The sequence below is a fragment of the Candidatus Pelagibacter sp. Uisw_127 genome (genome assembly GCF_047722515.1).
Classification (GTDB): Bacteria; Pseudomonadota; Alphaproteobacteria; order Pelagibacterales; family Pelagibacteraceae; genus Pelagibacter.
This window is the reverse complement of sequence record NZ_CP159815.1, coordinates 1262057-1283545: the sequence shown is the minus strand read 5'-3', so window position 1 is coordinate 1283545 and position 21489 is coordinate 1262057. Positions and strand designations below refer to the sequence as shown.

Genomic DNA, 21489 nt, shown 5'->3' with positions numbered 1-21489 from the left:
AATGTTAAAAAGAGTTACTATAATATTTATTTTTTTTCTAACCACATCCTGTGGATATGAAATTATGCATTCAAAAAAAAATACAATTGATTACAATTTTTCGATAAAAGATATTACTTTAACGGGTGACACGTATATAAATTTAAAAATTAAACAAAAACTTAATAGCTATATTTTGAACCAAAAAAATAAAGTATTCGATGTTAAAATCAATAGTGCATCAAATAGAGAAATTTTAGCAAAAGACGTCAAGGGCGATGCCACAAGTTTTAAAAACACAATAGTAATTTATGTAGAGGTAATACAGAAAGATAAGATCAAAAATACACTAAAATTAGAAAAAGCCCTTAAATACGATAATAAATTAAACAAATTTGATCTCAATAGATATGAAAGAGAATTGAAAACCAGTTTAGCTGATACAATGATGGATGAATTGATTTTCAAATTATCTAATATTCAATGATATTAAAGTCATTTGAGATTAGTAAATTAAAATTAAACCAACATACCTTTTTTCTTTTCTATGGTGATAATGAAGGCTTAAAAGAAGAAACTATAAAAAATTTATTTGAAGCAAATTATCAAGATAAAATATATAGATATGAAGAGAAAGAAATATTAGATAATAAAGACAATTTTTTTAACAGCGTGCTTACAAAATCATTCTTTGATAATGAAAAACTCATAATAATTAATAGAGCTACAGATAAAATTAAAGAAACAATAGAAAATATAATAGAAAAGAATCCGCAAGATATTAAATTTATCTTGAATTCAAAAAATCTTGAAAAAAGATCTGTCTTAAGAAAATTTTTTGAAAAAGAGAAAGGGGTTATATGTGCTGCGTTCTACGAAGATAATAATCAAACATTAAACTCTATAATTAGTCAATTTTTTCGAAATAAAAAAATTTCAATCTCACAACAATTAATAAATATTTTAATAGAAAGGAGCAGAGGTGATAGAAAAAATTTAAATAATGAGCTAACAAAAATTGAAAGTTTTTCGTTAAATAAAAAAAACATAAACCTTCAAGAAATTATTAAGCTAACAAACCTAGCGGATAACTATAGTGCCTCAGAACTAATTGACCACTCTCTGGCTAAAAATACCAGGAAAACTGCCACTATTTTAAATGAAAATAACTTCTCGGATGAAGACAGTATAATAATCATAAGAACATTACTGGCTAAGTTGAAAAGATTAGTAAAAATTTATGAATTAGTTGATGAAAAAAATAATATAGATCAAGCAGTTTCTGCTTTTAAACCACCCATTTTCTGGAAAGATAAACCGTTAGTAACACAACAAATAAGGTCTTGGGGAAAAGACAAATTAAAGATCTTAATTTATGAGAGTAATGAAATTGAATTTTTAATTAAAAAAAATTCAAGTGTAGGAAAAAATATATTGTCAGATTTCATAATTAATAACTCTAAAAAAACTAATAATTAGATTTTATAATTTCAATTATTTTATTCAGTTGATCTAAGTCTTTGTACTCTAAGACTAAGGTCCCTGTGTTATTTTTTTTGTTTTTAATTAAAACATTTATTCCAATCTTTTCTATAATTGAAGATTCTAAAGCTTGTAAGTTTGCATCTTTTGATGTTTTAAATGAATGTTTTTTTATCTTAAAAATTTTTACATAATTTTCTGCTTGTCTAACAGAAAAGTTTTTTTCAACTATTTTATTAGCAACGAATTCTGCATTAACTAATCCAACTAAAATTTTTGCGTGACCAGGTGTTAATTTTTTTGTTTCAATTAATTTTAATACTGTCTCTGGCAAGCCTAATAACCTTAAAAAATTAGCTATATGACTACGACTTTTACCAATAAATTGAGCCACTTTTTCTTGATCATAAGAAAATTCTTCAATAAGACGTTGATAACCACGCGCTTCTTCAATTGCATTTAGATCATTTCTTTGAACATTTTCTACAATAGCAAATTCTAAAGATTTTAAATCATCTACATTAGTAATAACAACGGGAACCTCATGTAGTCCTGCTCTTTGTGCCGCTAACCACCTTCTCTCTCCAGCAATTATTTCATATTTTGAACTATCATCATTAGATTTTCTAACAATAACTGGCTGGATAATGCCTCTCTCTTTTATTGAGTTTGTTAAATCTTGTAAACTATCTTCATCAAATAATTTTCTTGGTTGGAATTTATTACTTACCAAGTCGCTTATGGAAACTTTATTGATATTTATTTCAGCTTTTGTTTCACCTATTAAAGACGACAAACCTCTGCCCAAACCTTTTTTTATTTTGTTTGTATCCATTATACCACGCTCCCCATTTTTTGTTCTTGATTGATAAATTCATCTGTGAAACTAAAATATGACTTACTTCCAGGGCATGATTTGTCATAAATTAAAACTGGCATACCATGAGATGGTGCTTCGGACAGTCTGACGTTCCTTGGAATGATAGTTAGATAAACTTTTTCTTTAAAATAGTCTCTTGCTTCTTTTTCAACCTGGGATGAAAGTTTATTTCTCTTGTCGTACATGGTTAAAAGAATTCCTCTGATCTTTAATTCAGGATTTAAGTTAACTTTTATCCGTTCTATGGTCTTCATTAGTTGTGTTAAGCCCTCTAAAGCAAAAAATTCTGTCTGCAGTGGTACTACAAGTGAGTGAGATGACACCAAAGCCATGACTGTGAGCAAGCTTAATGATGGTGGGCAATCTATAAGTATATAATCGTAATATCCTCTAGAATCATTTAAATAAGAGGCTAATTTCACCTTTAATATAAAAGCTCTTTCATTATCACTAGCTGTTTCAACTTCTAGTCCAGATAAATCAACATTAGAGGTAATGATATCTAAATTTTCAAATTCTGTTTTCACTATAACTTCTGTGATAGACTTTGTTCCGTTCAATACACCATAAATTGTGTTAGTAGAATTTTCTAAATTAGATAGACCGAGTCCAGTTGTGGCATTTCCTTGTGGATCTAAATCAATTATTAAAACTTTTTTCCCTTGTTGAGCTAAACCAGCTGCAAGGTTGATTACTGTCGTTGTTTTTCCAACCCCACCCTTTTGATTTATTACAGAAATAATTTGCATCTATTTTTTATATTTTTTTTTTAATATTTTTTATATTTAATAAAAATGAATCTTCGCTTGTAATACTTTTTTTCTTTTCAAAATCAAAATCCCATTTTTTTAAAGTTTCTTCTAAAACTATTTCTCCATTTTTTCCCATAAATAAAATTAAGTTTTTGTAACTATTAAAATTTTTACAAACTAAATCTAAAACTACAGGTAGTGGCTTAAACGCTCTTGCTATTATTGTACCTGACTCTAAATTTTGTGCCTCAAAAATATTTTCTTGTATAACTTCTGTATTTAATTTTAAGTCTCTTGATACTTTTCTTAAAAAAGCACTCTTATGGTGACTTTTTTCATATAAATTTACTTTTGTAGTGTTTTTGGAATTTTTGATCATAATCGATATAATTATCCCCGGCATGCCTCCGCCTGAGCCTATATCTGATATTATACTATTATTTAAATCAACAAATTCAATAATTTGTGCCGAATCTACTATATGACGCTCTCTAATTACCTTATTTTTTGCTGTTTCTTTGCTTATAAGATTGATTTCTTCGTTTCTTTTCTGAAGCATAGAAATGAAGCTTTCAAAATCTATGAGTGTTTCACGTGAAACATTTTTACTTTTTAGTAGTGGATATTTTTTTAAAATTTCTTCCATTAAGCTATAAGCTTAATAGACTTTCTTTTTACATGTGACAACAAAATATATACTGCAGCTGGAGTTATTCCATCAATACGCAGTGCTTGTCCCATAGTTTTTGGTTTTATTTCTTTGAACTTAGCTTTTACCTCATTTGAAAGTCCTGAAAGATCATCGTAATTAACTTTTTCAGGTATTATTAAATTTTCATCTCTTTTAAAGGCTAATATGTCTGCTTTTTGTTTTTTAAGATAACCCCTATAATGAGCATTGATTTCTATTTGTTCGTCAATTTTTTCATCAAAAAAAGGTATCTCAGGCCAAATCTCTCTTATTTTTTTCATATCAACGCCTTTTTGAGTTAATATTTCATTAGATTTTCTTAGAACTCCATCTTTTGCAATTTTTATATCAAAATCCATTATTTTGTTTGGAGATATTGATGATTCAGACATTATTTTTGATACTATGCCTAATTTATATTCTTTATCTTTAAAAATTTCTTCTCTTTCATTTGATATTAACCCAATATCAATACCTTTATTTGTTAGTCTTTGGTCTGCATTATCGGCTCTTAAGCTTAATCTGTATTCTGCTCTTGAAGTAAACATTCTATAAGGTTCAGCAACGCCCTTGGTAACTAAATCATCTATCATAACTCCAATATAGGCATCCGATCTATCTAGAATAAAAGGCTCCTTTTTTTTGAAAGATAATGCAGCATTAATTCCAGCTATCAATCCTTGAGCAGCTGCTTCTTCATAACCAGTTGTCCCATTTATTTGTCCTGCAAGATATAAATTGTGTATTTTTTTAGTCTCCAGCGTCAAAAATAGCTCTCTAGGATCTATATAGTCATATTCTATTGCATAACCCGGCCTAATTATCTTAACATTTTCTAAACCACTGATATTATTACATATTTCTTGCTGCACATCCTCAGGTAGTGAGGTTGATATTCCATTTGGGTATATTGTCTGGTCATTTAACCCCTCAGGCTCTAAATATATCTGGTGGCGTTCCTTATCTGCAAACTTTACTATCTTATCCTCTATTGAGGGACAGTATCTTGGACCAACGCCCTGTATGCTTCCTGAGTACATAGCACTTCTTTTTATATTTTTTTGAATTATTTTATGAACCTTTTCATTGGTATAAGTCATCCGACATGAAACTTGTTTGTTTAAATTTTTTTTAGTTAGAAAAGAAAAAAAATAAGGATCATCATCTGCAAACTGTTCTTCTAAATTATCATACTTAATTGTTCTGGCATCGAGTCTTGGTGGTGTTCCTGTCTTAAGTCTTCCTATTTGAAAATCATACTTTTCAAGTTGTTCACTTAATCCTGTTGAGGGCTTTTCATCAAACCTTCCTGCTGGCGTTCTCTTATCACCTATATGAATCAAACCATTCAAAAAAGTACCTGTTGTCAAGATTAACTTACCACATAAAATTTTTTTGCCAGACTTTGTTTCAAAGCCACTTATAGTGTTTTTATCAAAAATAAACCTTATTACAGGATCAGAAAAAATACTTAAATTACAGTAGTTTAGTAATTTCTCTTGCATATATTTACGATATAACGATCTATCCGATTGAGTTCTGGGTCCTTGAACTGCAGGCCCTCTACTTCTATTTAATAATCTAAATTGTATGCCTGATTTATCCGCAACCTCTCCCATCACACCGTCTAAGGCATCTATCTCTCTAACAAGGTGGCCTTTACCAAGACCTCCTATTGCGGGGTTACAAGACATCTCACCTATGGTTTCAATTTTGTGAGTGAATAGGGCAGTGTTAACTCCAAGACGTGCAGACGCTGCAGCAGCTTCACAACCAGCATGTCCTCCTCCTATAACAACTACCTCAAATGATAAATCATTTTTCATAACTTAAATTTATAACTGATATGAATATTTACAAGTAGACAGTATTTTTTAAGAAATACTTGTTAAGATAATAGTGGCTACGTTTTTATGATTAAAATTGACGAATTAGTTATGGTTATCAACAAAAATGATGAAAATAAGCTAAAAAATCCTTTAAAATGATGACTATTTACCAATGCAAAAATCATTGAAAATACTACCTAATATCTCCTCAACGTCCACTTTTCCAACAATCATTCCTAAATGTCGAGTTGCTAAACGAAGATCTTCAGCAGCTTTATCAAAATCTTCAGCTTCATTTTTTTCTTCAAAGTTTTTTAAATAATTTAAACTTTGCTCAAGATGTTGCCTGTGCCTTTCACGCGTAATTAAAATATCATCACTTGTGATAAATTTATTTTTTAATTTGTTTTTAATTTTTAAAATTAAATCTTCTAAGTTGAGATTATTTTTTACTGAAATTAAGACATGTTCATAATTTTTTATTTCAGAATTTAAATCTACTTTTAGAAGATCAGATTTATTAATCACAAGTATTGCATTTTCATCCATCAATTCCTTCAAAACTCCTTTAAAATCGATACTTTTAGCATCTATAACAATCAACTTTAGGTCTGCATTTTCTGCCTTATCAAGGGCTAATTTTATTCCTTTTTTTTCTATTTCATTTTTAGAATCTCTAATTCCTGCAGTATCGGAAACTACCACTGGATAGCCATCAATGTTTAAGTGCGTCTCAATTACGTCTCTTGTTGTTCCGGCTATTTCTGAAACGATTGCTGCATCACGATTTGAAAGGTGATTTAGTAAACTAGATTTTCCAGCATTGGTTGGTCCTATGATTGCAATCTTAAAACCTTCCCTAATTCTTTCACCAACTTTTTGATCATCTAAAATTTTTTTTATATTTAAAATTACTTCATTAGAAATTTTTTTTATATTCTTGAAAATATCTTCTGGTAAATCCTCGTCTGGAAAATCTATCTTTGCTTCGACGTGTGATAAAATTTTTAAAAGTTTTTCTCTTAAGCTATTAAATTTATCAGCTGACTTTCCGTTCATTATTTTTATTGCTTGTTGTCTTTGAATTTCAGTTTCTGCCGAAATTAAATCTGCAATACTTTCTGCTTTCAACAAATTTATTTTTCCATTTTGAAATGCAAGTTTTGTAAATTCACCTGCTTCAGCTAGACGACAATTTTCAACCTTTGAAATGGAGTGGTGTAGGGCGTCAATTACTGCTTTGCTACCATGTATATGAAATTCAACCATATCTTCACCTGTGTAGCTCTCAGGGCCAGGAAACCACAATATTATACCCTCATCAATAAGCTCAGAAGTATTGATTTTATTGATTTTTCTTAGTGTAGCAACTCTTGGTTCTGGAAGTGCCTCATTGGTTAATAATTTTATAACTTTTTTAGAGTCTTCTCCAGAAACTCTAACAATGGCTATTCCAGAAATTCCTGGACCAGTCGATAGAGCATAAATTGTCATAACAATATTATAGCTTCTATTTTATAGATCTGTAAAACTTTAAATTAATTGGTAGGGGATTTTTATTAAGCTGGTTTATTCATTGAGCTAAAGAAATCTGCATTACTTTTTGTTTCTTTAAGTTTTGAATTAATAAATTCAATAGCATCCATTGTTCCCATTGGACTAATAATTCTTCTTAGCACATTCATTTTTGAAAGGTCGTCTTTATCAAAAAGTAATTCTTCTCTTCTTGTTCCAGATTTAGTTATATCGATTGCTGGATAAATTCTTCTTTCAGCAATTTTTCTATCCAGAACTGTTTCACTATTTCCGGTACCTTTGAATTCTTCGAAAATTACCTCATCCATTCTTGATCCAGTATCAATCAAAGCTGTTGAGATGATTGTTAAAGATCCACCTTCTTCAATATTTCTAGCGGCACCAAAAAATCTTTTTGGTCTTTGAAGTGCATTCGCGTCAACCCCACCTGTTAATACTTTTCCAGAACTTGGAATTACTGCATTATATGCTCTACCCAATCTTGTGATTGAATCTAATAAAATTACCACATCTTTTTTATGTTCAGTTAGTCTTTTAGCTTTTTCAATTACCATTTCAGCTACAGCCACATGTCTTGAAGCGGGCTCATCAAAAGTAGAACTAATAACTTCACCCTTAACTGTTCTTTTCATATCCGTTACTTCTTCAGGTCTCTCGTCAATCAACAAAACCATCAAGTAACTTTCTGGATAGTTTTTAGCAATTGAGTTTGCAATACTTTGTAAAATCATTGTCTTACCAGCTTTAGGGGGTGAGATGATTATTGATCTTTGACCTTTTCCAATTGGACTTACAAGGTCAATTAATCTTGGAGTTAAATCTGGTTTTTTTTCAATCTTGGTTGTCTCAATTTCCATCACCATTTGTTTATTTGGGTAGAGTGGAGTTAAATTATCAAACGCAATTTTGTGACGAGCTTTTTCTGGTTCTTCAAAATTTATTTTTTCTACTTGTAGTAATGCAAAATATCTTTCTCCTTCTTTGGGTGCTCTTACAGGACCCTCGACTGTGTCTCCTGTTCTTAAACCAAATTTTCTTATCTGACTTGGGCTAACATAAATATCATCTGGTCCAGCTAAATAATTTGATTCCATAGCTCTTAAGAAACCAAATCCATCTTGTAATAATTGTAAAACTCCCGCTCCAGTTATCTCTTCTTTTTCTGCAACCTTTTTTAATATAGCAAATAAAATTTCTTGTTTTCTAAGTGTGCTAGCATTTTCAATACCAAGCTCTTCTGCTTGCGTAATTAATTGTTCAGACGATTTTAATTTAAGTTCTTGTATGTTCATGAGTAGGGGGGGGGTTAAAATTTTTGTAAGATGAGATAAATATATATACTCTTTAAACTATTACAAGCTTAGATGGGCTTAAAAACAACAATAAAAACAATCAAAATAAGCAATATTGTTGGTACTTCATTGATTATTCTAAAAAATTTAGAAGATTTAGTATTTTGATCAAAATTAAAATCACTAAGAAGTTTGGATAAATAGAAATGATATAAGGTTAATAAAATCACTAACAACAATTTTAGTTTAATCCAAGCTGTAGAAAGAACTTCGAAGCCTAAAGAAGAAATTAAAATTAATCCGAACACCCAAGTTAAAGTCATTGCTGGTGTCATGATGTAAAAATATAATTTTCTTTCCATTATTTTAAATACTGAAGAAGTGTTTTTATCTTTTAAATTTTCTACGTGGTATACGAAAATTCTAGGTAAATATAAAAGTCCTGCCATCCATGAGATTACCGCTATTAAATGTAGGCTCTTAAATAATAAATAACTATTCATAATTTAAACAGGGACATTTTTTAAAATTAGGTGGACACTGTATCTTTGGTGGATAAAGATTCTCATTAATTTTATATTCGTTTTTCTTAATTATTAATTCTGACATTGCTTTAATAAAATCCTCATTAATTCCAAGTGCTGGAACTCTTGTATAATTTTTACATCCATTAGCATCTGCTATTTCTTTATATTCTATATCAAGCTCAACGAGAGTTTCTGAGTGTTCAGAAACGAATGCTATAGGGACTAAGACGATATGCTTGCCAATCTTGGAATTTTCAATGATTATAGTTTCTGTAGATGGTCCTATCCATTTTAGTGGACCAACTCGACTTTGATAACTCAGTATCCAATCAAGTTTCTCATCATTTAAATTCTCAACTATCTTTTTAACCGATTGTTCTACTTGCCACTGATAAGGGTCCCCTTTTTTAATATTTTTTTCTGGTAGGCCGTGTGCAGAAAATATTAATTTAAAGTTTTTAAGATCTTTAATTTTTTTTATTATCTCTTTTGTATGAGCGTTAATAAAATTTTGGTCTGTTGGGTAACAGCATACTGTGCTTGTTTTAACATGATAGTTATTTTTTCTACAAACGTCTTTCCATTCTTTAATTGAAGACCCTGATGTTGCGGCGGAGTATTGGGGATACAGGGGCATTAAGACAACTTCGTCTGGGCCATATAATTGAACATCTTTAATCACATCTTTGGCTCTTGGATTCCAGCATCTCATTATGATGAAGCATTTGTATTCGTCTTCCTCTTGCGTTTGATTTAGTTTTATTTCTAGAGCATCAGATTGTTCTCTGGTTAATTTTAATATGGGTGATGAGCCACCTAGTTCTGCATAAATTTTTTTAGCAACAGGTGCTCTCCTATTAGAGATTAACTTTGCTAATGGATATCTTAAAAAAGTTGGTAGATTTAAAATTGCTGGGTCATTAAATAAATTAAATAAAAAGGGCTCAACATTTTCTAATTTATCTGGACCCCCAAGATTAAATAAAATAATTGCTTTTTTCATTTAATAATCTTTTACCATCTTCACTAAATAATCCACCATGTTAGGGTCAGTTTGAGGCAATACGCCATGACCCAAATTAAAGATATATGGATGATCTTTGAACACATCTAGGTATCTTCTTACCTCTTTTTTCAAATTTTCTTTATCTGTTAATAATACTTTTGGATCAAGTCCTCCTTGAACGGGTATATTAATTTCTTTACATATAGAAACGGGATTTACATCATAGTCAATATTGACAGCATCAGGCTTAACAATATCACAATAATTTTTATAATCTTTTACTCCTCTTGGAAAACAGATCACTGGTACGTTTAATGATTTTACGTAATCAACTAAATTTAATGTTGGAATATAAACATAGTTTGGTAAATCTTTTTCTTCTAACAATCCAGCCCAGCTATCAAAAATTTGTATCACTGTCGCACCATTTTTTATTTGTTGATCAATGTGTAATTTTAAAAATTTTTCTAAAATTATTAAAATCCTATTTATTAAAAATTCGTCCTTAAAAAAATCTTTTATTAATTCTTTTTTTGGTGAATGCTTATTAATCATGTAAACCAATAACGTCCATGGTGCTCCAACAAATCCTATTACATTTTTGTTTTTAATTAAATTATTTTCACTTACTTTTTTTATTGATTTATAAACTGGGTATAATTTTTCTATAAAATCAATTTCATCTACTTTAGACATTTGATCTAAATTTAATGGACCGAGTTGTGGACCAAAGTCTTTTTTAAATTCTACTTTCTGGTTTAATCCGTACGGTAACATTAAAATATCTGAAAAAATTATTGCAGCATCTAATTCAAATCTTTTTAAAGGTTGTAGGGTAATCTCAGATGATAAATTTTCATTTAAACATAAATTGATAAAGTCTGGATTTAATTTTCTAATTTCTCTAAACTCCGGTAGATACCTTCCTGCTTGTCTCATTAACCATATTGGAGAATTAGTTGTCTTTTTGTTTATTATGGTTTCTTGAATGGGTGTCATAATAATAAGTAAATATTTAATTATAGTATTAGTTATATAGTATGTGAATAACGGTAATTAATTGTTTTACACATTTTATACATGATTTATTAACAATTAATAATTTATAGAAGTAAACTATATTGTTTAAACTGAGTCTTTATTCAATATTATTAGATAAAGTGTATATTAGTACTTAACATGTTTATTAATGTTTATAAAAGTTAGGTTTTACAGTCGAAAATAAAAAACATGATTATTTCAAAAAATGATAAAAATAATACTGAATTATCAACATTTTATTCATGAGTAGTACATATCAAATATACCTTATTTCTGACTCTACGGGTGAAACTTTAGATAGAGTATTTCTTGCAATTAAAGCTCAGTTTAAAAATATTAAATATGATGTTAAGTCATATTTTTTTACGCGAACAGAAAATCAAGTTGTTAAAATATTAGCTGAGGCCAAACAAAAAGAAAATGCAATAATTTTATATACGATAGTTGATAATAATCTTGCAAAATTTTTAGCCAATGAAAGCGATGAAAAAAAAATTCCTTGCTTCAGCGTTTTGGGAAATTTAATACTTAATTTTTCTAAACTCTTAAATCAAAAAGCATCACACGTTCCAAGCGGGCAGCATGCGCTTAACGAAGAATATTATAAAAGAATCGAAGCCATTCAATTTACAATGAACCACGATGATGGAAATTTAGTTGAAGAATTAGACAAGTCAGATTTAATATTGCTTGGTGTTAGCAGAACAAGTAAAACACCAACTTCAATTTATTTAGCAAACAAAGGTTTTAAAACATCAAACATTCCACTGGTTAATGAGCACTCAATACCTGAAAGCCTAAAAAAAAATCCTAAAATGGCATGCGTTGTTGGACTAACAACGGAAGCAGAGAGATTGGTTGATATAAGAAAAAATAGAATGATGACCCTTAAAGAACAAGAAAATACTAGTTATACTGATATTCAAAATATTAAAAAAGAAGTTGAGGATGCAAAAAGAACATTCGCTAAATATAAATGGCCAACAATCGATGTTACAAGAAAATCAGTTGAAGAAACAGCTGCATCAATAATTAAAATACATGAAATATATAAAAACAATGGTTAGTGAAATAATACTTGCCTCTAAAAGTGGTGTAAGAAAAAAAATTTTAGAAGATAATAAAATCACGTGCAGAATTGAACCATCAAATGTAGATGAAGATAGTATCAAAGAAAGTTTATTAAAAGAAAAGTCAACGCCAACAATTATATCTAAAAATTTAGCTGAGTTAAAAGCAAACAAAATAAGTCTAAGATTTATTGACGAGATAGTTTTGGGTGCAGATAGCGTGATAGACCTAGAGGGAGAGATAATATCAAAACCAAACAATAGAACGGAAGCTCTTAAAATACTCAAAAATTTAAATGGAAAAACCCATCAACTAGTTAGTTCTGTTTGTATTTCTAGAGGAGGGTCGATGATATGGAATTATACAGATAAAGCATCATTAACAATGAAAAACATGAGCTTTTTAGAGCTTGAAACTTATTTAAGAAAAATCTCAGATGAAGCACTTTACGCTTATAATGTTTACCAAATTGAAGGAGAGGGAAGAAATTTATTTTCTAAAATTGAGGGAGACGAGGACACTATTATGGGGCTCCCAGTTAAACAAATAAAAGAATATTTAAATAGATTGGAATGAGCAAAAAATTTTTAGTTATAGGAAATCCGATAGAACACTCTCTATCCCCAAAGCTACATAATTATTGGATAAAAAAAAATAATTTAAAAGCATCGTACGATAAAAAACTTTTAGAACATGGAGAAATAAAAAAATTAATTTCAAGTGTCAGAGAAGAAAAAATTCATGGATTAAATGTGACAGTTCCATTTAAAAAAATGGTTATTCCATTTTTAGATATATTAAGTGATGAAGCAAAAAACTCTCAATCAGTAAATACTATTTATAAAGATAAAGATAAAATTATTGGAGATAATACAGATATTGAAGGCTTTAAAATTGCCTTAGAGAGCACAAAACAGGTTATTAAAAATAAAAAAGCATTTATTCTTGGTGCTGGTGGAGTTGTTCCATCAATTATTGTTGCTTTAAAAAAAATGAAAATTTCAAGAATTTGTTTAAGTAACCGGACAGAGCTAAAAGCTTTAGAGATAAAAAAACTTTTTCCAGAAATAGAAATAATAAAATGGGGCAAGGTCACAAGTTTTGACATAATTATTAATGCAACAAGCATTGGCTTAAATGAAAAAGATGAAATAAATATTGATTATAAAAACACTAGTCCGAACAAGTTTTTTTATGATGTAATTTATAACCCCAAAGAAACAAATTTTTTAAAAAAAGCAAAAGAATTTGGAGCACAAACTGAAAATGGTAAAATGATGTTTATTTATCAAGCACAAAAAGCCTTTTTCATTTGGCACAATATTCTACCCTTAGTAGACGATCAAACAGTTAACTTATTAGATGCATGATTAGAATAGCTATTGTGGGTGACATAGGCTCAGGGAAAAGCCATATATCAAAGCTTTTTAATTATCCAATTTTTAATGCAGATTTAGAGGTTGCTAAAATTTACAAGACAAACAAACAATGCTTTAAAGACTTAAAAAAAAAAATACCAGAATATTTTTCATCGTTTCCAATAAAAAAAGAAGAAATTATAAAAGCGATAGTTGATAATGAAAAAAACTTAAAAAAAATTACAAAGATAGTTCATCCTGAAATTAGGAAAAAACTTAATATTTTCTTAAAAAATAATAAAAAAGAGGAAGCTGTTATTTTAGATATTCCTCTTTTATTAGAAAATAGATTAAATCAAAAGGGAGATATTATAATCTTTATTCAATCAAAAAAAACAGAAGTCATAAAAAGACTTAAAAAAAGAAATAATTTAAGTTTAGATTTATTAAATAAATTTAAAAAAATACAGTTGTCAGTGAGCTATAAAAAGAAAAAGTCTCATTATATTATTAAAAATAATTTTACAAACAAGTCTGCTAAGATAAATATAAAAAAAATCCTTAAAAAAATTTTATAAAATGAAAGAAGTTATACTAGACACAGAAACAACAGGCCTATCAATTAGTGAGGGTCATAGAATTGTAGAAATCGGATGCATTGAGTTAAATGATTTAATTCCTACTCAAAATAAGTTTCATTGTTATCTTAATCCTGAAAGAAAGGTTTCTGAAAAAGCACTTGAGGTTCATGGTTATACGGACGAATTTTTATCGACCCAAAAAAAGTTTTCAGAAGTGATGGATGAGTTTCTAAAGTTTATAGAAAATAAAAGATTGGTGATTCACAATGCTGAGTTTGACTTATCTCATTTAAATAACGAATTAGCTTTGATGGGTAAGAAAAAATTGAGCAATGAAAACGTCGTAGACACCCTTGTACTTGCTAGAGATAAATTTCCCGGATCGCCCACAAGTCTGGACGCTTTATGTAAAAGATATAGAGTAGATAGTTCGAAACGAACGCAACACACTGCTCTTATTGACTGTGATTTATTGGCTAAAGTTTATATTAATCTCTTGGATCAAAAAGAGCCTACTTTAAATTTTAAAAATGAGGATAATGAAAAAACAATAATAAACTCAAATAGTAAAAATCAATATTTTAAAAAAGTTATAAGGCCCACAGAAGAAGAACTAAAGCTCCACAAGGAGTATTTAAAAAACAGTTTAAAGAAAAATTTCTTTAATTAGACCTTTGTTTATATAATTCACTAAAATCAATTTTTTTTTCAAACTTTATTCCAGGATAACCAGAGTCAGTTAATAAATTCAAAAATATCCTTTCCAAGTTTGGATAAATTTTGTTTGGTACATCACAAAGAATAATTTTTTCCATTTCTTTTTTATCAGAAATTTTTTCATCAACTTTAACGATGGATGTATAAACTATTTCAAAATGAGATTTTTTTAAAATTTCTGGTTGGTCAGAAAATTTTAAAACTGTATTGACTTCTATAATTCCATGTTTTACTGCCTTCGAATTTATATCAATTTTTAATTGATATTTAGAAATTTTGTCTCTAACAAATATAAATGTTTGAGCGTCGGGAGTTTCGCTCGACATGTCCTTTATAAAGCTACCAATTATTTTAAAGTTTTCTGTCATTTTCATCTTCTATATCTTCAAATTCACCATTAATAAAATCTTGTTTTTTATTATTTGTCTTTTGTTTAGTTGAAACTTTTTTAAAAATCAATTTTCTTGTTGGAGGAAATATAATTAATAAACCTAAAAAGTCAGTTGCAAATCCTGGTAAAATCAAAAGTAATGCCGCAAAAGCTAAAGCTGCACCTGAGACAATCTCATAAACAGGAAGTTCATTTTTAATAACTTGAGACATTCCAGCTTTTAAAGTGTTAAAACCTTCATATCGTGCGTAAATGACACCAAAAAAAGCAGTAATAAAAATAAGCAAAATAGTGTTAAAGGCACCAATTTGAGAACCCATTTTGATAAATAGGTAAATTTCAACAATCGGGACAGCAATGAGTAATAATAAAAATGTGTTCATTTGTCTTTATTCTAAATTGCTAGTTGTAATTAAGCAACATAGTAAATATTATTAGTTTATGAGTTACAGTTTTGAATACATCGATATTATTCTTTTGGCTATGATTGCTGGTTTCATTTTTCTTCGTCTGCGAGGAATCCTTGGCAAAAAAACTGGTTTCGAAGGGAAAATGTCAACACAATTTGAAGAAGAATTTCAAAAAATTAAAACAAATCTAGATCCAAAACCAATCAATAAAAATTTTGATGAAGAGGCACAAAAAGACTTTTTAAAAGGTGCAAGAATTGCTTACGAAACAATTATTACTGATTTTAGTGATAGTGATAACAAGTTAATAGCTAGCAAACCTCTCTTGAGTAAAAAAATCCATGATCAATTCAAAGAAGCTCTTTCAGATAGAGAAAACAAAGGCCATTTTGCTGAGATAACGTTTATAGGGATCAAGTCAGCCACAGTTAATACCCACAAAAAAATAGAAGAAAACCTGGAAGTCACAGTAGATTTTGTTAGTGAAATTATAACCTGTATAAAAGATAAAGATAAAAAAGTAATTTCAGGGGACAACGAAAAAATTAAAACAGTTTATGATACATGGGTTTTTTCAAAAGATATAAAATCTGTTAATCCTAACTGGTTATTAATTGATACTATTACATAATTGATTAAGAAAATTTCAGACAAAGACAAAGAAGACTGGGAAAACTTCCTAAAGAATAAAAAAAAAACTACTTACACGGATACAGTTAAAAATAATAATTTAAGTGATAGAATAATTATAAAAGTTTCAGACAAAGATAAGCAAGACTGGGAAAATTTTATAAAAAATAAAGAAAAAATACCCAATAAAGATTTTGTTGGTAAAAAAAAAGTAAGACACGAAAAAATTAAAAAGATAGATCTTCATGGCCATACAATTGAAGAAGCAAACAAAGTTGTAGAAAAGTTTATTCAAAAATGTTTTGATGAAGATGTTACCAAAATAATAGTGATTACAGGTAAAGGTCTTAGGTCTAAAAACGTTGAAAACCCCTATCTTTCAAAAGACCTAAGTATACTAAAATATTCAGTCCCTGAATTTATTGAATCAAACTTAAGTTTAACAAAAATGATTATAGAAATTACTGATGCGAAGATTGGAGATGGCGGAAGTGGCGCTTTCTACATTTATCTTAAAAATAAATTTAAGATAAAATAAATTATTAGAGGATAAATTTAGATAAATCTGTATCCTTAACAAGCTCATCTAGATTTAGTTTAACGTACTCAGAATTAATTATAATTTTTTCACCAGCTCTATCTGTTGCTGTAAAACTGATATCATCTAAAATTCTTTCAATGATAGTGTGCAATCTTCTTGCACCAATATTTTCTACGGTATTGTTAACTTCTGAGGCCATAGTTGCGATAGCATCTATTCCATCTTCTGAAAATTCTAATTCTACATTTTCAGTTTTTAAGAGAGCTACATACTGTTTGATTAAACTATAATCTGGCTCCTTAAGAATCTTTTTAAAGTCGTCACTAGTTAAAGCTTCAAGCTCAACTCTAATTGGAAGCCTACCTTGTAGCTCAGGAAGTAAGTCTGAAGGTTTTGCAAGCTGAAATGCTCCTGATGCAATAAATAAGATATGGTCAGTTTTAATCGTACCATACTTTGTGCTCACAGTTGTTCCTTCAATTAAAGGAAGTAGATCTCTTTGTACTCCTTCTCTAGAAACATCTCCTCCAGATCTGTCAGTTCTTCCTGAAATTTTATCTATTTCATCCAAAAAAACTATTCCATTATTTTCTGTAGAGTCTTTTGCTGATTTTATAATTTTATCTTCTTCTATTAACTTATCAGCCTCATCGTTAATTAAAATTTCATGAGATTCTTTGACGGTCATTTTTTTTTTCTTCTGTTTATTTCCAACAGATTTTCCAATCATCTCACCAATATTTATCATTCCAATGTTAGCTCCAGGCATTCCGGGAATTTCAAAAGAAGCTTGAGAACTACTGTCATTTATTGCGATTTCAATTTCATTATCGTCTAAATCACCATCTCTTAATCTTTTTCTAAAACTTTCTCTTGTAGCAAGACTTGCTTTATTTCCAACCACAGCATCCAAAACTTTTTCCTCTGCTAATTTTTGAGCCTTTGCATGAACTTCTTTTCTTTTCTTTACCTTTTCCATTGCAATTGCAATTTCAAGTAGATCTCTTATAATTTGCTCAACATCTCTCCCAACATATCCAACCTCTGTAAATCTTGTTGCTTCGACTTTTACGAAAGGTGCTTCTGCTAATTTAGATAGTCTTCTAGAAATTTCTGTTTTACCAACACCTGTTGGTCCGATCATTAAGATATTTTTAGGTAAAACTTCATTTTTCATTTCACCTTTTAAAGCCTGTCTTCTCCATCTATTTCTTAAAGCAATAGCAACTGCCTTTTTAGCTTTATTTTGACCGACCACATATCTATCTAGTTCAGAAACTATTTCTCTAGGCGATAAGGAACTAACCAAAAAGCTATCTTTGTTTTCATTTTTTTCTTTTGGAAAAGGTGTAACGTTTGAATCTTTCATTAAATTTTTTCAATTTTAATATTATCATTAGTGAATACACAAATTTCTGATGCAACTTTAATAGCTTTTCTTGCAACCTCTTCTGCACTTAAATCTGTATCTAATAAAACTTTAGCAGCAGCTAAAGCATAATTTCCACCAGAGCCTATACCTATGGCATCACCCTCAGGCTCCAAAACATCACCTGTGCCGGAAATTATAAAACTATTTTCTTTATCACCAATAGCCATCAAAGCTTCTAATCTTCTTAAATATTTATCAGTTCGCCAATCCTTTGCTAACTCAACAGCCGCTCTGGGAAGGTTCCCAGCGTGTTTTTCAAGTTTTGCTTCAAGCCTCTCAAATAGAGTTAAAGCATCTGCAGTAGATCCAGCAAACCCAGCAATCACATTTCTTTTTTCAATTTTTCTAACTTTTGCAGCAGTACTTTTTATAACTGTATTGCCCATGCTAACTTGGCCATCTCCTGCAACCACTACTTCATTGTTTTTTCTAATAAGTACTATTGTAGTCATAGATTATAAATGGATATTAATTTTTATTCTTCAAGTAGTAGATTGCAAATATTGATATAGTTAATTAATCCCTATATACATATTATATATTATGAGCAGAATTGGAAAAGTTTCTAGAAAAACAAAAGAAACCAGCATTAGTGTTGAGGTTAATATTGATGGTAAAGGTCAATATAAAATTGATACTGGAATAGGTTTTTTAGATCATATGCTTGAACAATTATCAAAGCATTCACTGATTGATTTAAAAGTAAAAGCAAAAGGAGATACTCATATAGATCTTCATCATACAACAGAAGATACTGGAATTGCTATAGGTGAAGCTTTAAAAAAAGCACTGAAAGATTTTAAAGGAATTAAAAGATACGCTCATGCGATGATTCCAATGGATGAAACATTAACAAGAGTTGCAATTGATGTTTCAAATAGACCTTATTTAATATGGAAAGTTAAATTAAAAGTGGAAAGACTTGGAGAAATGGATACTGAGCTTTTTAAAGAATGGTTTCAAGCATTTTCTCAGTCAGCAGGAATAACACTACACATGGAAAATATTTATGGAGACAACAGCCATCATATCATCGAGTCTTGTTATAAAGCTCTAGCAAGGTCATTAAGAACAGCTTTAGAAATAGACCCTAGAAATAAGAAGAGTATTCCATCAACTAAAGGCTCATTATAAGTTTAATGAATGTCACAATTGTTGATTATAATTCAGGAAATATCAGCTCTGTAATAAACTCCTTCAAAGAAGTTGCTAAAGATAAAGTTAATATCGAAGTAACTTCAGATTTAAATAAGATTAGATCAAGTGACAAGGTAGTTTTACCTGGGCAGGGATCGTTTAAGAGCTGCGTCGATGCATTAAATGGTATAAATGGCCTGGTAGAGACACTCAATGAGTTTGCAATAACCAATAAAAAACCTCTTCTAGGAATTTGTGTTGGTTTACAGATGTTTGCAGATCTTGGTTATGAAGAAACTGAAACAAAAGGACTTGGTTGGATTTCAGGAAAAGTTCTAAAGATTAATAATCAAAATAATAAATTCAAACTTCCACACATTGGTTGGAATGAAATTAGTATTATTAAAGAAAGCAAGATTTTTAAAGATATAGAAAATAAATCACATATGTATTTTGTTCACAGCTATGAATTTATTCCAGAAGATAAAAATGTAATTTCAGCAACAACAGAATATTCATCAAATATTGTTTGTTCTGTTGAAAAAGAAAATATCTTTGGAACACAATTTCACCCTGAAAAGAGTGATAAAATTGGATTACAAATAATAAAAAACTTTATAAATTTGTAAGATGGATTTTGAAAGTTGGTTATTATTGGGAATTTTTGGTATTTTATTGGCTATAGCTATAAGACTAGATGGTATCTACAAAATTTTATTAAAAAAAAATAAAAAAAAATGAAAATTTTTCCTGCAATAGATATTAAAGATAAGAAATGTGTAAGATTAATTAAAGGTGACTTTAATAATAAAACTGAATATGAAACATCACCTGTTGATCAAGCTGGTAGATATAAAGATCATGGTTTTAAAAACTTACACATTGTCGATTTAGATGGTGCCTTGACCGGTGAGACTGTTAACCTGGATATTATTAAAGAAATAGTTCATAAATTTGATTTAAAAATTGAAGTAGGTGGAGGCGTTAGAAGTATTGATAGTATTAAAGAATATATAGATGCAGGAGTTGAAAAAGTTATTTTAGGAAGTGCAGCTATAAAAGATAAAAGTTTTTTAAAAGAAGCATGTCAGAAATTTCCAAATAAAATTGCCTTAGGTCTAGATGCTAAAGATGGATACTTGTCAGTTTCAGGGTGGAAGGAAAACTCTAATCAATTGACTTTAGATTTTTTAAAAGAAGTAAATGATTATGGTGCTAGCAGATTAATCTATACAGACATAGATAGAGATGGCACCAAACAAAGTCCTAATTTCGAAGAAACAAATAATGTTGCAAATGTATCTAATTGCCCAGTAATTATTTCAGGAGGAGTGTCTTCAATTGATGACATTAAAAAAGCAAAAGGTTTAAAAAATATTGAAGGAATAATAGTTGGTAAAGCTATATATGATGGTGATATTAAATTAGACGAATTAGTGAGAGAATTAGATGCTTAAAAATAGAATTATCCCATGTCTTGATGTTAAAAATGGCAGAGTTGTTAAGGGAATTAATTTTGTAGATTTAAAAGATGCTGGCGATCCAGTTGAGCAAGCTAAAATTTACAGTGATGGTGGCGCTGATGAAATTTGTTTTTTAGATATTACTGCTTCCAATGAAAATAGAGACACAATTTATGATGTGGTTGAAAGAACATCTAAAAAATGTTTTGTACCCTTAACGGTTGGTGGTGGGGTTAGGGGAGTTGAAGATATTAATAAATTATTAAATTGTGGAGCAGATAAAGTTTCAATCAATACTGCAGCAGTTCAAAATCCTGAAATGATAATTGAAAGTTCAAAAAAATTTGGATCACAATGTATTGTTGTTGCAATAGATGCTAAAAAAAATGGGAATAAATGGGAGGTTTTTACCCACGGTGGGAGAAATAACACAAATATAGATGCAGTAGAATTTGCGAAAAAAATGGAAGATAATGGAGCAGGAGAATTACTAGTTACATCTATGGATAGAGATGGCACTCAAATTGGTTATGATAATGACCTAATGTTAAAAATATCTTCAACAGTTAACATACCCATAATTGCTTCAGGTGGAGTGGGTAACTTGGATCACCTAGTTGATGGTATAAGGCTTGGCAATGCTAGCGCTGTACTAGCAGCTTCAATTTTTCATTATGGAACACACTCCATCAATGAAGCCAAACAATATTTGAATTCAAAAGGAATTCCCGTTAGGATTTAGA

At 29.4% G+C, this 21489-nt stretch carries 26 protein-coding genes; 13 read left to right on the top strand and 13 right to left on the bottom strand.

Annotation, left to right across the window (positions count from 1 at the left end):
* Position 1 precedes the first annotated feature (1 nt).
* Both ABXT65_RS07010 and holA read left to right on the top strand, forming a co-directional pair.
* Positions 2-466 carry a hypothetical protein gene (locus tag ABXT65_RS07010; protein ID WP_415323405.1) on the top strand — a complete coding sequence of 155 codons (465 nt, stop codon included), beginning with the start codon at positions 2-4 and terminating at the stop codon, positions 464-466.
* The gene (gene holA, locus ABXT65_RS07005) at positions 463-1458 is read left to right on the top strand and encodes a DNA polymerase III subunit delta (protein ID WP_415323403.1); all 996 of its coding nucleotides are present in this window, start codon (positions 463-465) and stop codon (positions 1456-1458) included. Before ABXT65_RS07010 ends, holA begins: the two co-directional genes overlap by 4 nt.
* On the opposite strand, the gene ABXT65_RS07000 is transcribed toward holA, so the two are convergent.
* The 9 genes from ABXT65_RS07000 to hemE all read right to left on the bottom strand — a co-directional run bounded on the left by ABXT65_RS07000 (position 1448) and on the right by hemE (position 10973).
* The gene (locus ABXT65_RS07000) at positions 1448-2296 is read right to left on the bottom strand and encodes a ParB/RepB/Spo0J family partition protein (protein ID WP_415323401.1); all 849 of its coding nucleotides are present in this window, start codon (positions 2294-2296) and stop codon (positions 1448-1450) included. The genes holA and ABXT65_RS07000 overlap by 11 nt on opposite strands.
* Complete coding sequence (locus tag ABXT65_RS06995; protein ID WP_415323400.1) at positions 2296-3090, bottom strand: ParA family protein; 795 nt, start codon at positions 3088-3090, stop codon at positions 2296-2298. Before ABXT65_RS06995 ends, ABXT65_RS07000 begins: the two co-directional genes overlap by 1 nt.
* A 7-nt stretch (positions 3091-3097) precedes the next feature.
* Positions 3098-3739, bottom strand: a complete 642-nt coding sequence (locus ABXT65_RS06990) for a 16S rRNA (guanine(527)-N(7))-methyltransferase RsmG (protein WP_415323399.1) — start codon at positions 3737-3739, stop codon at positions 3098-3100.
* Entirely contained in the window at positions 3739-5610 is a 1872-nt protein-coding gene (mnmG, locus tag ABXT65_RS06985) for a tRNA uridine-5-carboxymethylaminomethyl(34) synthesis enzyme MnmG (protein WP_415323398.1), read from the bottom strand. Before mnmG ends, ABXT65_RS06990 begins: the two co-directional genes overlap by 1 nt.
* A 165-nt stretch (positions 5611-5775) precedes the next feature.
* On the bottom strand, positions 5776-7107 hold the full coding sequence (gene mnmE / locus ABXT65_RS06980; protein ID WP_415323396.1) for a tRNA uridine-5-carboxymethylaminomethyl(34) synthesis GTPase MnmE: 1332 nt from the start codon (positions 7105-7107) through the stop codon (positions 5776-5778).
* Between the two features lie 65 nt (positions 7108-7172).
* Positions 7173-8441, bottom strand: coding sequence for a transcription termination factor Rho (gene rho / locus ABXT65_RS06975; RefSeq protein WP_415323395.1), 1269 nt, complete (start codon positions 8439-8441; stop codon positions 7173-7175).
* Positions 8442-8509: 68 nt separating this feature from the next.
* The gene (gene hemJ, locus ABXT65_RS06970; protein ID WP_415323393.1) at positions 8510-8944 is read right to left on the bottom strand and encodes a protoporphyrinogen oxidase HemJ; all 435 of its coding nucleotides are present in this window, start codon (positions 8942-8944) and stop codon (positions 8510-8512) included.
* Positions 8937-9971 (bottom strand): ferrochelatase, encoded by a 1035-nt coding sequence (gene hemH / locus ABXT65_RS06965; RefSeq protein WP_415323391.1) that lies wholly within the window; start codon positions 9969-9971, stop codon positions 8937-8939. The genes hemJ and hemH overlap by 8 nt, the downstream gene beginning before the upstream one ends.
* On the bottom strand, positions 9972-10973 hold the full coding sequence (gene hemE, locus ABXT65_RS06960; protein ID WP_415323389.1) for a uroporphyrinogen decarboxylase: 1002 nt from the start codon (positions 10971-10973) through the stop codon (positions 9972-9974).
* Between the two features lie 284 nt (positions 10974-11257).
* Here hemE and ABXT65_RS06955 point away from each other — a divergent pair, with 284 nt between their 5' ends.
* Genes ABXT65_RS06955 through dnaQ form a run of 5 tightly spaced genes read left to right on the top strand, consistent with a single transcriptional unit; the run spans position 11258 to position 14695 of the window.
* Positions 11258-12082 carry a pyruvate, water dikinase regulatory protein gene (locus tag ABXT65_RS06955; protein ID WP_415323387.1) on the top strand — a complete coding sequence of 275 codons (825 nt, stop codon included), beginning with the start codon at positions 11258-11260 and terminating at the stop codon, positions 12080-12082.
* Complete coding sequence (locus ABXT65_RS06950) at positions 12075-12662, top strand: Maf family protein (RefSeq protein ID WP_415324216.1); 588 nt, start codon at positions 12075-12077, stop codon at positions 12660-12662. Before ABXT65_RS06955 ends, ABXT65_RS06950 begins: the two co-directional genes overlap by 8 nt.
* Positions 12659-13456 carry a shikimate dehydrogenase gene (aroE, locus tag ABXT65_RS06945; RefSeq protein ID WP_415323385.1) on the top strand — a complete coding sequence of 266 codons (798 nt, stop codon included), beginning with the start codon at positions 12659-12661 and terminating at the stop codon, positions 13454-13456. The genes ABXT65_RS06950 and aroE overlap by 4 nt, the downstream gene beginning before the upstream one ends.
* Positions 13453-14022, top strand: coding sequence for a dephospho-CoA kinase (gene coaE, locus ABXT65_RS06940; RefSeq protein ID WP_415323384.1), 570 nt, complete (start codon positions 13453-13455; stop codon positions 14020-14022). Before aroE ends, coaE begins: the two co-directional genes overlap by 4 nt.
* Before the next feature lies 1 nt (position 14023).
* Positions 14024-14695, top strand: coding sequence for a DNA polymerase III subunit epsilon (gene dnaQ / locus ABXT65_RS06935; RefSeq protein ID WP_415323382.1), 672 nt, complete (start codon positions 14024-14026; stop codon positions 14693-14695).
* Here dnaQ and ABXT65_RS06930 read toward each other — a convergent pair.
* Together ABXT65_RS06930 and ABXT65_RS06925 are read right to left on the bottom strand one after the other, a co-directional pair.
* Entirely contained in the window at positions 14688-15110 is a 423-nt protein-coding gene (locus ABXT65_RS06930; protein WP_415323381.1) for a protein-export chaperone SecB, read from the bottom strand. The genes dnaQ and ABXT65_RS06930 overlap by 8 nt on opposite strands.
* Positions 15094-15516: an FxsA family protein gene (locus ABXT65_RS06925; RefSeq protein WP_415323379.1), complete on the bottom strand. Its 423-nt coding sequence runs from the start codon at positions 15514-15516 to the stop codon at positions 15094-15096. The genes ABXT65_RS06930 and ABXT65_RS06925 overlap by 17 nt, the downstream gene beginning before the upstream one ends.
* Before the next feature lie 58 nt (positions 15517-15574).
* Here ABXT65_RS06925 and ABXT65_RS06920 point away from each other — a divergent pair, with 58 nt between their 5' ends.
* A complete protein-coding gene (locus ABXT65_RS06920; protein ID WP_415323378.1) occupies positions 15575-16174 on the top strand; it encodes a Tim44/TimA family putative adaptor protein in 600 nt (199 codons plus the stop codon).
* Positions 16175-16711, top strand: a complete 537-nt coding sequence (locus ABXT65_RS06915; RefSeq protein ID WP_415323376.1) for a Smr/MutS family protein — start codon at positions 16175-16177, stop codon at positions 16709-16711.
* Between the two features lie 4 nt (positions 16712-16715).
* Here ABXT65_RS06915 and hslU read toward each other — a convergent pair whose 3' ends face one another.
* Both hslU and hslV read right to left on the bottom strand, forming a co-directional pair.
* On the bottom strand, positions 16716-18083 hold the full coding sequence (gene hslU, locus ABXT65_RS06910; RefSeq protein WP_415323374.1) for an ATP-dependent protease ATPase subunit HslU: 1368 nt from the start codon (positions 18081-18083) through the stop codon (positions 16716-16718).
* Positions 18083-18598 carry an ATP-dependent protease subunit HslV gene (hslV, locus tag ABXT65_RS06905; protein WP_415323372.1) on the bottom strand — a complete coding sequence of 172 codons (516 nt, stop codon included), beginning with the start codon at positions 18596-18598 and terminating at the stop codon, positions 18083-18085. Before hslV ends, hslU begins: the two co-directional genes overlap by 1 nt.
* A gap of 91 nt (positions 18599-18689) precedes the next feature.
* Here hslV and hisB point away from each other — a divergent pair, with 91 nt between their 5' ends.
* The 4 genes from hisB to hisF all read left to right on the top strand — a co-directional run bounded on the left by hisB (position 18690) and on the right by hisF (position 21488).
* Positions 18690-19280 carry an imidazoleglycerol-phosphate dehydratase HisB gene (hisB, locus tag ABXT65_RS06900; protein WP_018413686.1) on the top strand — a complete coding sequence of 197 codons (591 nt, stop codon included), beginning with the start codon at positions 18690-18692 and terminating at the stop codon, positions 19278-19280.
* A gap of 5 nt (positions 19281-19285) precedes the next feature.
* Complete coding sequence (gene hisH / locus ABXT65_RS06895) at positions 19286-19912, top strand: imidazole glycerol phosphate synthase subunit HisH (RefSeq protein WP_415323370.1); 627 nt, start codon at positions 19286-19288, stop codon at positions 19910-19912.
* 108 nt (positions 19913-20020) lie between these two features.
* Positions 20021-20740, top strand: a complete 720-nt coding sequence (gene hisA, locus ABXT65_RS06890; RefSeq protein WP_415323368.1) for a 1-(5-phosphoribosyl)-5-[(5-phosphoribosylamino)methylideneamino]imidazole-4-carboxamide isomerase — start codon at positions 20021-20023, stop codon at positions 20738-20740.
* Positions 20733-21488, top strand: coding sequence for an imidazole glycerol phosphate synthase subunit HisF (gene hisF / locus ABXT65_RS06885; RefSeq protein ID WP_415323366.1), 756 nt, complete (start codon positions 20733-20735; stop codon positions 21486-21488). The genes hisA and hisF overlap by 8 nt, the downstream gene beginning before the upstream one ends.
* Position 21489 lies beyond the last annotated feature (1 nt).